We start from the raw sequence: 7,928 nt of genomic DNA on the forward strand, positions 1-7,928 counted from the left end.
CAAAACAAGCACAAAATCAGGTAGCACATCAACTTCAGCATCTGCTTCGGAAGGAAGAAAGCTACGTGCCGAGGCAGGTGCAGCAAAAGATTTAGCGGAATTATTTGAAGATGGTCTAAAAGATATTTACTGGGCTGAGAAAGCGCTGACAAAGGCACTTCCTAAGATGGAAAAAAATGCAAGTTCAAAACAATTGAAATCTGCTATTTCTAAACATTTGGCGGAAACAGAAACGCATGTGGGGCGCCTCGAACAATGTTTTGAGTTTATAGGAGTGAAAGCAAAAGCTGAAAAATGCGAAGCGATGGCGGGCTTGGTTGAAGAAGCAGAAAGCCTTATGAAAGAAACAGAAGTCGGGTCTGTTCGGGATGCCGCTATTATTGCTGCGGCTCAAAAGGTGGAACATTATGAAATTGCTACTTATGGCACACTGGCGGCTTTTGCAAAAGTGCTGGAACATAAGGATGCTTTGAAATTGCTACTTGAAACACTGGATGAGGAAAAGAAATGTGACGAAGATCTAAGTGCGCTGGCCGATACAAATCTTAATTCGAAAGCTAAATAGGTAGCTGTCTATAACACGATTGTGAAAACCGAAGAAAATGATCAGTAAGTGTGTTGCTAAAAGCACCTATGTAAAGAAAGTATAAAAGGCTCAATCCAATTTTGCTGGGACTTTTCCAAAAAATGAGCTATGAAATACTCTAATATGGGAAGCACGGCTTTACAATTTATAATAATCCCCATTACGGGGATTTATTTTTTTATCATTAATAATTTGAAATGCTAATCCGTCTTGTCTGTTCTGTTACCGTCTGTGGCGGCGTGTCTTTCTTTTCGAGCCTTCATTTTAAAAGCGTGATTTTCCTTTGCGGCATCAATTGAATGTGTGCAGGTAAGGTCACCTTCCTGAAGCGCCAATTTAGCGACGTGGGCATAAAATTTTGCAAGCTGATCAAGTTCTTCTTCACTGAGATCTTCCAAATTAACCATTCTATTGCTAGTGCCCTCGTGAGAGGCAATCAATTCATTGAGCTTGAGGTGGATTGCCTTTGAATCCTTATTCTGCGATTTTTGAATAAGAAATACCATTAGAAAAGTAACAATGGTCGTACCTGTATTGATGACCAGTTGCCAGGTTTCAGCGTAGTTAAATATGGGACCACTCACTGCCCGATAACTGTAGATGTTGCAATAATAAATGCCGCTGAACTACCAGTTGCGTGTGTCGCCCAGTTTGAGAACCGTTCAAATAAGTTTTTTCTCTTTTTCATTGCTAAACTTTAAGTTTCTATAGAGACCCCACTGAAACTGAATTTGTTTGCATTTATTAGCTTTATCTTAAAAGATCCGTTCTTCAAAGGTTTTTCTGCTCCATAGCTAAGAATAGCCTACCTGCTTTGTTGCTACTGCCGTATTTGAGCTTTGTACTGACTAGGTGTGACTCCTTTAATTGACTTGAAAATTTTATTAAAGTTTGAAAGGCTATTGAAACCACAGGCATAAGCAATGTGCGTGATTTGATGTTTATTTTCAACGATCAATCTACAGGATTCACTAATGCGCACCTCATTGACAAACTGGACGAAGGTTTTCTGCGTACGGGATTTGAAGTAACGGCAAAAGGAATGTTTCGACATATTAGATAGCTGCGCAACTTGATCCAATTGAATTTCTCTAGTATAGTTGTTAAATACGAATTTAAAGATGCTGTCAATTTTACTATTGTCAATAGGACTATAGTTGTGGGTGTATCCCGCGCTGGAGAGGTAATCAAATTCATCTGTGGATAACATCAATTCGATAATCTCCAATAACAAAATGGTTTTCTCAAAGCCATAATCCAGCTGTACGATCTTTTTTAGCTTTACCTTCAGTTGTTCCTTTGTTGCGCCACGGAATAGGAGACCACGTTTTGAGGCCGAAAAGAATGCTTCGATTTTATGTGTCTGAAAGAAATGCCCTAAAACTTTAATCATTAATTTAGGTTCTATATACAAGGCCAAAGAGCGGGATGTCTTTGTCTCCGCAATAGCAGAGCCCGGGCAATTTATATAGTTATTGTGCCAAACATGTGGCAGATCGGGCCCTACAAAAGTGAGTTCATCAGAAACAAAGTTACTCACATTATCTCCAATGATCCGTTTTCCCTCACTTTCCACAATATAGGTCATCTGACAGGCGCTATGAAAGTGAAATTCGGTGGAGAAGAATGGTCGCTGCACATCTTTGGTCGCAAAAGCCGTAATAGCTGCACCTTCCAGAATTTTTGCAAAAACAGGTTTCATGCGTTTGGTTATTTTAATTAAGAGCAAGTAATATAGCTTATTTTGCCCTAAAAAGAGGTAAGCAGAGGTAAAAATGTTAATATAGTGGGAGAATTAAGCAATCTAGCAGTAGTCACAGAACTGTTAAGCGCGTAATTTCGTATAAAATAACGCGTAGAGCTTATGAATCCTAAATTATATCCTTATAGCATGATGATCGTCTTTGTCGTACTCTGTGCGACAGCCTTTCGGTCTACAGAAAGAAGCCGCCCTATGGCTCGCTATGCATCTATAACAGGATTAAAAGCAGAGAAAGTAGCTTATTATAAGAAGCTTCATGCTAAGGTTTGGCCCACGGTACTTCGAAAGATCAAGGCATGTCATATCCGCAATTATTCTATTTTTTTGAAGGAAATAGACGGTAAATTTTTTCTTTTTAGCTATTTCGAATATGTAGGACAAAATTTCAAGCTTGATATGCAGAAGATGGCGTCCGATCCAGAGACACAGCGTTGGTGGAAAGAAACAGATCCTTGTCAGCAACCCCTGTCCGATGCACAGGAGAAAGGGGAGATATGGTCTGGTATGGCGGAAGTATTCCATACGGAATAAAGAAAGAAAAAGAATGAATGCTGTAATAACCAACATTATATAACCATGAGAAAGAAATTATTATTTAGTTTGACACTTGCTGTATTGGGAACAAATCTCTGTGCGCAGACAAAGACTATTGTACCTGTTCCATCGATACACCCCAATGCTTATCAGCGGGAGCAAATTGACCGAAAATATGGTATGTTCGTTCATTTTGGCATGAATACATTTCATGACCAGGAGTGGACAGACGGATCTAAACCTGCTAGCTCGTATGCGCCATCGGCTATTGAGGTTAAACAGTGGGTTTCAACGGCAAAGGAAGCTGGGATGAAGTACATGATTTTGGTTACGAAACATCATGAAGGTTTTTGTTTATGGGATAGTAAGTATACGGACTACGATGTGGCGAGTTCTTCAAACGCGACAAATGTTGTGCAGGAGCTGGCTAAAGAATGCGCCAAACAGGGGATGCGCCTTGGTTTGTATTATTCTTTATGGGACCGAAAGCAGAACCCCAATGTAAAAGACATGTCTGCAGATGCAGCATATAATCAATATATGTTGAACCAGCTTAGTGAGTTGGTTGATATGACCAAAAAGTATACAGATATCGTTGAGCTTTGGCTGGACGGTGGCTGGGAAAAAGAGAGCTATCGATGGCCCACGCAGGCGATTTACAATTTGATCAAGAAAAAGATGCCCGGATGTCAAATTGGTATAAACTGGAGTATAGGATCACCTGAGAACACAGACAAACACATTGTTTTGCCGAAAGATCAGCAGAATTATTATCCTATACGTTACTTTCCAAGTGACTTTAGGCTAGGCGATCCCTATCTTCCGATCAATCCTGATCCTAAGCTTTTTATGGCCAACGGGAATACTTACTACATGCCTTTTGAGACAACAGTGGTACTTGGAGAACGCTGGTTTTATAATACTACAGACAAGAAGTATAAGTCTTTGGAAGAGCTTGCGGGGATTTATCAGACCGCAACCGCACAAGACAATATCCTGATCTTAAACGTTGGTCCCAATCGGATGGGACGCATAAAGGATTCGGATGTTGACATTTTGCGCAAATTAAAGGATAAGTTAAAGTTGTAATTCAAAATAGATTAACCTAAACACTAAAAACAAGTACGTTAAGATTTTATGATAAAGACGTTTGATATTCAGGATCGGAGATTTCCTTTGGCTACAGGTGCGGGCAGTGATGCGATTCACAAGGATCCGATCTATTCTTATGCTGTGACTCGATTGGCAGATGATAAGGGGCGCGTAGGCACAGGTCTGGCTTTTACACTGGGAGCAGGAAATGAGCTGGTCTGTCGTGCTGCAGCTTTCTATGCCGAACGATTGAAAGGGATTCCAATTGAAGATCTTATGGCAAATTTTGGTCAATTGTTTAATAAGTTGAGCAACGAACAGCAATTTCGTTGGTTGGGTCCCCATAAAGGTATCGTTCATCTGGCCCTAGGTTCGGTAACAAATGCCTGTTTTGACCTCTGGGCTAAAACGAGAGGAGTTCCACTTTGGAAGCTGTTAACCGACCTCAGTGCTGAAGAGATTGTCAATACGTTGGATCTTTCCTATTTGGAAGATGAGTTTACAAAGGGTGAAGCCATCAGCCTGTTGGAGTCGACTATCTCAACTGGTCATAAAAGAATGGACATTATTGAAAAGGGCTATGCGGGCTACGATACATCAGTAGGCTGGTTTAACTATTCTGATGAAAAAGTACGGGAGAATTGTAAACGTGCTTTAGATAACGGTTTCTCCGCAATGAAACTCAAAGTAGGTAGTGAAGATACATTACGGGATATTCGTCGTGCGCATATTGTACGGGAGGTTGCGGGTGATGAAGCTAAAGTAATGCTCGATGCGAATCAGCAATGGACGCTACCTCAGGCGCTATCCATCTGTCAAGAGCTTAAGGAGATGAATCCTTTTTGGGTAGAGGAGCCGACACATCCTGACGACATTGTTGGACATAAACGCTTAGCCGAGCACATTGCGCCGATAAAAGTTGCCATGGGTGAGCATGTGCCGAACCGTATCTTGTTTAAAAATTACCTTCAAATGGGTGCGGCGGGATTTGTACAGGTGGATGCTGTTCGGGTCGGCGGCGTGAGCGAGTTTATTTCAGTGAGTCTACTTTGTCGAAAATACAATATTCCTGTTGTACCGCATGTCGGTGATATGGGGCAGCTTCATCAGCATCTTGTTTTGTTTAACCATATAAGCCTTGGGCATGAGGCTTTGTTTTTGGAGCATATTCCACACCTAAAGTCTCATTTTGTACATCCTGTGTCTATAGCGAATGGCGTGTACCGTACCCCAATGGATGTGGGAAGCAGTTGTGATTTGTTATAAGTTGACGTTATGTTAGGAAATTTAGATTTAGGTATCGCCATCTTTTATATTGTGTTGATTTTGGTTGTCGGCATATTGGCTGGATCAGGGCGATTTAAGAAAGTGAAGGAAATAAGCGCTGAAGGATATTTTTTGGCTGGAAAGACACTTCGGTGGCCAGCCATTGGGTTGGCGCTTTTTGCAACTAATATTTCAACGGTACATCTGGTTAGTTTGGCACAGAGCGGATTTGATACAGGCTTGCTTAACGGCAACTTTGAATGGATGGCTGCCTTTACTTTAATCTTACTGGCGCTTTTTTTTGTGCCATTTTACCTCAAATCGGGTGTTACAACTTTGCCTGACTTTCTGGAACGGCGTTATGATCGTTCCAGCAGAGATTGGCTCACGTTTATATCCATACTATCGGCCATTGTTATTCATATCGCTTTTTCGATGTTGGCCGGAGGGATTGTGCTACGAACACTTTTTGGATTTAATATGTATTTGAGTATTACGGTAATCTGTGTGATAACTGGAATATATACGATATTGGGTGGGCTGCGCGCTGTTGTGGTGACGGAATCTATCCAGACAATTGTGTTGCTTGCAGGAGCTTTTATTATCAGTTTTGCAGCTTTTGACAAGATGGGCGGTTGGATGCCGATGAAAGCTGTTCTGGCGCAGGATAATGCCCTTGATCGTCTTTCTATGCTCCGTGGTAGCAACGATGGAAGTGGAATGCCTTGGTATGCCGTATTGTTTGGCTATCCGATTTTAGGCATCTGGTACTGGTGTGCCGATCAGACCATTGTTCAGCGCCTTTTAGGAGCCAAGGACGAAAACCATGGACGTGTGGGTGCCCTTTTTTGTGGTTTTCTGAAAATTTTGCCTGTATTTATTTTTGTGCTTCCGGGGCTATTTGCGTATACGCTGTTTAAAACAGGTCAATTGGATTTAAGCAGTCTTGGCGTAGACCATCAAGGGCAGGTCAATTCAAAAGGTATCTATACACTCATGATTACGCAACTTTTGCCTTCGGGATTGATTGGTGTGTTGGTAGCGGCGCTCTTATCGGGTTTAATGAGTCAGATATCGGGTGCACTAAATTCGATATCGACCATGGTGAGTTACGATATCTTTAAACAGCGACGTCCTGCTGCTTCCGATGGACAGCTTATTCGTATCGGGAAAATTGCCGCAGTTATTGCCATGGGATTTTCCCTGGCTCTTTTACCACTATTGGATCGCTATGAGAGTATTTTTTATGGCATAAATGATGTGATTGCTCATATTGCACCACCAATAACCTGCGTGTTTCTTTTAGGTGTTTTTTGGAAAGGAGCATCAGCAACAGCTGCAAAACTTACCCTGTGGATAGGTTCTGTTTTGGGGGTTGCCGTATTTTTGCTGAATAAGCTGCTACCTGACTCGTGGGTAGGGCAGACACCATTTATGATGATGGCTTTCTATCTGTTTTTGATCTGTATGTTACTTCAGGTTTTGTTATCGTATAAGTATCCCGTGCAGCATACTGCACAAAGTCGGGATTTGTACTGGAAGAACCCCGTGGATCCACTTCGGGGAAAAGCCTGGTCGGGTATCGGGAATTACCGTATTTTGTCTGCATTGCTGTTCGCTATTGTCGTGATTTTATATGTAATTTTCAACTAATTTTTAATTTGTTCCGATTCTTTGGAACTTGATGCTAAATACAAGAATAATAAAAACGTGAAAACCTTAGAAGATAAAATAATATTGATTACAGGAGGAACTGCTGGAATCGGTTTGGAATGTGTAAAAGCCTATGTCAGAGCAGGGGCAAAGGTTGCTTTTATTGGTCTCGATCAAGGATCGGTAGATGCTACAGCTGAACTGATCGGTGCGCCACATATCGGTATCTGTGCGGATGTTACGCAAGCCCGCGAAGTTGACCTGGCCATCCAAAAGACTGTTGCTGTTTTTGGGCGGCTGGATGCAATCCATAACAATGCTGGTCTGGCAAGCCCAGCAAAGCCTTTGCATGAAACTACGGATGATGAATGGACAAGGTTGCTGGAAACCAACATGAAAAGTGTTCTTCTGACTACACGGTATGGCTACCCTCGTTTAAAGGAATCTGCTGGTTGTATTCTAAATACGAGCAGTTTAGTGGGGGATATTGGCCAGGAGAACCACGCGGCATATGCCGCCACAAAGGGTGCTATCAACGCCTTGACAAAATCTATGGCCATAGACTATGCGTCTGTCGGTATTCGTGTCAATTCGGTTATGCCTGCAGCTGTTATGACACCCATGCTCAACAAATGGACACTGGAGCAAGCGCATCCAACACAGGTTTTTGACTTTTTGAAGGATATTCATTTGCTGGGATACTGTCCTGAGGGCGATGTCATTGCTGATGCCTGTGTGTTTCTGCTGTCAAACCAAGCACGCTTTATCACAGGGGTAAATCTACCTGTAAGTGGTGGTGCTGAATTGGGGTATCGCAGAAATGTATGACAGATTTTTTTATATTAGCTACAATTAGCTTGCATTTGAAATGCAATTTTTCTAAGTTTGGCGCGCAGTCATAGACTGTTTATAAATAATATATCAATCATGAGCCAGAAATTTATATATAATACACGTTATCCTTCTGTTGAAGATCTAAAGATTAAAGCGAAGAAAAGGATTCCCCGATTTGCATTTGATTATCTGACCGGAGGT

General features: G+C 41.7%; 8 protein-coding genes. 6 read left to right on the forward strand and 2 right to left on the reverse strand.

The window, feature by feature from the left end; genetic code table 11:
- A partial coding sequence (locus B2X72_RS18765; protein WP_286851041.1) for a ferritin-like domain-containing protein occupies positions 1–565 on the forward strand: 565 nt, incomplete at its 5' end.
- Positions 566–786: 221 nt separating this feature from the next.
- On the opposite strand, the gene B2X72_RS18770 is transcribed toward B2X72_RS18765, so the two are convergent.
- The gene (locus B2X72_RS18770; RefSeq protein WP_232475777.1) at positions 787–1,170 is read right to left on the reverse strand and encodes a low affinity iron permease family protein; all 384 of its coding nucleotides are present in this window, start codon (positions 1,168–1,170) and stop codon (positions 787–789) included.
- Between the two features lie 236 nt (positions 1,171–1,406).
- A complete protein-coding gene (locus B2X72_RS18775; protein ID WP_088161498.1) occupies positions 1,407–2,288 on the reverse strand; it encodes an AraC family transcriptional regulator in 882 nt (293 codons plus the stop codon).
- A gap of 162 nt (positions 2,289–2,450) precedes the next feature.
- Between B2X72_RS18775 and B2X72_RS18780 the strand changes: the two genes are divergently transcribed.
- Genes B2X72_RS18780 through B2X72_RS18800 form a run of 5 tightly spaced genes read left to right on the forward strand, consistent with a single transcriptional unit; the run spans position 2,451 to position 7,721 of the window.
- The gene (locus B2X72_RS18780; RefSeq protein ID WP_232475778.1) at positions 2,451–2,879 is read left to right on the forward strand and encodes an L-rhamnose mutarotase; all 429 of its coding nucleotides are present in this window, start codon (positions 2,451–2,453) and stop codon (positions 2,877–2,879) included.
- Between the two features lie 45 nt (positions 2,880–2,924).
- Positions 2,925–3,971, forward strand: a complete 1,047-nt coding sequence (locus B2X72_RS18785; RefSeq protein ID WP_088161499.1) for an alpha-L-fucosidase — start codon at positions 2,925–2,927, stop codon at positions 3,969–3,971.
- A 48-nt stretch (positions 3,972–4,019) separates the two neighbouring features.
- Entirely contained in the window at positions 4,020–5,240 is a 1,221-nt protein-coding gene (locus tag B2X72_RS18790) for an enolase C-terminal domain-like protein (RefSeq protein WP_088161500.1), read from the forward strand.
- 9 nt (positions 5,241–5,249) lie between these two features.
- Entirely contained in the window at positions 5,250–6,893 is a 1,644-nt protein-coding gene (locus B2X72_RS18795) for a sodium:solute symporter (RefSeq protein ID WP_286851044.1), read from the forward strand.
- 57 nt (positions 6,894–6,950) lie between these two features.
- Positions 6,951–7,721, forward strand: coding sequence for an SDR family NAD(P)-dependent oxidoreductase (locus B2X72_RS18800; protein ID WP_248933768.1), 771 nt, complete (start codon positions 6,951–6,953; stop codon positions 7,719–7,721).
- The last annotated feature ends 207 nt before the right edge of the window (positions 7,722–7,928 follow it).

The organism is Sphingobacterium sp. UBA7253 (genome assembly GCF_002472745.1).
GTDB lineage: Bacteria > Bacteroidota > Bacteroidia > Sphingobacteriales > Sphingobacteriaceae > Sphingobacterium > Sphingobacterium siyangense.